3 protein-coding genes are annotated in these 2,903 nt (G+C 62.7%); all 3 read left to right on the top strand.

The window, feature by feature from the left end; all coding sequences use genetic code 11:
* Nucleotides 1–613: tyrosine-type recombinase/integrase (locus FN369_RS07855; protein WP_142525620.1), on the top strand; the 613-nt coding region annotated here is incomplete at its 5' end.
* 6 nt (nucleotides 614–619) lie between these two features.
* Nucleotides 620–1,960 carry a 3-deoxy-D-manno-octulosonic acid transferase gene (locus FN369_RS07850; protein WP_142525619.1) on the top strand — a complete coding sequence of 447 codons (1,341 nt, stop codon included), beginning with the start codon at nucleotides 620–622 and terminating at the stop codon, nucleotides 1,958–1,960.
* A 66-nt stretch (nucleotides 1,961–2,026) separates the two neighbouring features.
* On the top strand, nucleotides 2,027–2,903 hold an 877-nt coding region (locus FN369_RS07845), incomplete at its 3' end, for an ABC transporter ATP-binding protein (protein ID WP_142525618.1).

Raw genomic sequence — 2,903 nt, 5'->3', positions numbered from 1 at the left:
GCTTGCGCGGCGCCTGCCGGTATTTCTGACGCAAGAGCAGACCTTGCGGCTCCTGGGGGCGCCCCGGAGAAAATGGGAAAGCCGGGCAGAGCGGCGATCCGTTCGTGGACCGCTCTGGAAAGAGTGGCAGATGCAGCGGGATGTGGCTTGGCTCGAGGTTCTCTATGGTGCCGGGCTCCGCTTGCGCGAGTTGACGCGCTTGCGCTGGAAGGACTTCGACCCAGAGCGCCAACTGGTCCGGGTGGTTGGGAAAGGAGGCAGGGAGCGGATCTGTCCGCTCGGCCCCGCAGCCACCGAGGCGATCCTTCGTTATCGGGAACTCTGCCCCTTTTCAGCCGATGCGTTGTTCGTCTCTGGACGAGGAAGGCCTCTTTCTCCCCGCTTCATCGAAGCGGCTTTCCGGCAATACTTGGAGGAATCGGGCATCGACGGCGCCTACAGCCCGCACAAGCTCCGGCACAGCTTTGCGACGCATCTGCTCAACAATGGCGCCGACTTGCGAAGCGTGCAGGAGCTGCTCGGCCACGTTCGCCTTTCGACTACTCAGATTTACACGGGGGTTTCCCCGCAGCGGCTGCGCGAGGTCTACCAGGCGACCCATCCCCGGGCCTAGCTTCTCGTGAAGGTTCCCCTGCTGCGTTGGTGCTACCGGTTGGCTTTTCCGGTCGTTGCCGGCGTGCTGAGCCCCTATTATGTCTTGCGGCTTTCCAAGCGCGGAAATCCTCGGGAGGGCTTGGCCGAGCGGATGGGCTTCTATTCGCCCGCGACCCGCTCGCGGATCGGCAAGGGCGTGGACCTCTGGATCCATGCCGTGAGCGTCGGAGAAGTGCTCGTAGCGCTCGCTCTGCTGCGGGAACTGAGGAAGCAGTCGCCGGAGCTCCGAGTCGCGCTGACCGTAACGACGATCACGGGACGGAGGGTCGCTCTGGGCGCGAACGATCCAGGAACGACGGTTCTGTGGAGTCCGATCGATTTCCCGGGTGTCGTGAAACGGGCCTTCGCGCTCTTGCGTCCTCGCGCCTTGGTGCTGGTGGAGACGGAAGTTTGGCCCAATTACCTCTGGGAAGCAAAGCGCCGCAAGGTTCCGGTCCTCTTGCTCAATGCCCGTCTGTCGCCCGAGACCGAGCGTTGGTACCGACGTTTCCCGGAGGTCTGCCGGCCGATTTTGCGGGAGCTCTCCCTGGTGTTGGCGCAGGCTCCGGAGGATGTCGACCGCCTGGTGGGAGCCGGCTTTCCGCCCGAGCGCATCTTCGTGACGGGGAATCTCAAATATGACGTCGCGAATCTGGCCAGCGGAGGAGCCGAGCCCCCTCGCGCTTGGTGGGATCGGAGTGGGTGGCCCGCGGACGCCCTGATCCTTCTGGCGGGCAGTACCCATCCGGGAGAAGAGGAGATCCTGCTCGATCTCTACCGGAAGGCGCGGCAGCGGTATCCGAATTTGCGCCTGGTTCTGGCTCCGCGCCATGTGGAACGGAGTGGCGCAATCGAGGCGCTCTGTCGAAAGGCGGGACTCTCCGTCGTTTTGCGCACCGAATTGGGGAAAGGTTCGGTGAGAGCTTCCTCGCCGGACGTGCTCCTGCTCGATACTACGGGAGAGCTCCGTTTCCTGTACGGGAAAGCAACCGTGGTATTCATCGGGAAGAGCCTCTGTGCCAAGGGGGGACAGAACTTTTTGGAGGCGGCTTGCGCGGGGAAACCGATTCTGGTCGGACCGAACATGCAGAATTTCGAGATGCTCGTGCGGGAATTCCGCAATGAGCATGCCATCCTTCAGACGTCGGATCGGACCGAGCTCGGGTTGCGCTTGGAGGAGCTTCTCCGTTCGAAAAGCTTGCGGGCGGAGTTCGGCAAGAGGGCGCACGCGATCTTTGTGAGAAACGTGGGTGCCGCAGCCCGTGCGGCGGCCATCGTTTCCGGGCTTCTGCGGACGCGATCGGGAGATCCGCCCGTCGAGTCGTAGCAACAAAAAGGCGATCGTTTCTGGATATTTGACAGGAGGGCGGATTCTCTTCCAAGATGAGGAAGAATGACCGAGCTTGCGCAAAGGACGGTCGTCCGGGGGCTAGCCCTCTCGGTGGAGGGGCTCTCCTATTCCTACGGGAATCGGACGGTCCTCGATCGCCTCTCCTTCCAGGTGGAGCAAGGGGATCTGATCGGGATTTTGGGTCCGAACGGAAGCGGCAAGACGACTCTCTTCCGTCTCCTGTCCACTCTTTACGCAGCCCCTTCCGGGATGATCACCCTGGCAGGTTGCTCCTATCCGGCACAGGTTGCCGCCGCTCGGCGACGAATGGGCGTGGTCTTCCAGTCTCCCAGCCTCGATAAGAAGCTTACCGTTTCGGAAAACATGTTCCATCAAGGGCATCTCTACGGATTACGGGGAGGGCTCCTGCGGAAAAGAGTCGGGGAGCTGCTCCGACTCTTCGGACTGGAAGAAAGGGCGCAGGATCTGGTCGAAACCCTTTCGGGCGGACAGCAGCGGAGGGTCGAGGTGGCCAAGGCGCTGCTCCACGAGCCGGAACTGCTGCTTCTGGACGAGCCGAGCACCGGGATCGACCCGGCGGCGCGACGGGATTTTTGGCGCCATCTCTTTGCTCTCAAGGAGCAGAAGGGGCTGACCATTCTCGTGACGACCCATCTCTTGGATGAGGCCGAGCGGTGCGATCGGCTTTTAATCTTGGATCGGGGGAAGAAGGTAGCGTGGGAGACCCCGGGCCGGCTCCGCGCTCTCATTCCCGGGTCGGTGCTTTCGGTCCGGTCGCCCAAGCTCCCCGAGATCGAGGAAGAACTCAAGCGCCTTTGGGCGGGAAGGATGATTCGGCGAAGCGACGGAGCCTTGCGAATCGAGCCACGCTCCGAAGAGTCGGTCGAAGAGGCCATGCGGGCCGCCGCCGATCTCCTCC

It is taken from the genome of Methylacidimicrobium cyclopophantes (genome assembly GCF_902143385.2).
GTDB classification, from domain to species: Bacteria; Verrucomicrobiota; Verrucomicrobiia; order Methylacidiphilales; family Methylacidiphilaceae; genus Methylacidimicrobium; species Methylacidimicrobium cyclopophantes.
Note: the sequence above shows the minus strand (reverse complement) of the source record. Positions and strands in the feature narration are given on the sequence as shown.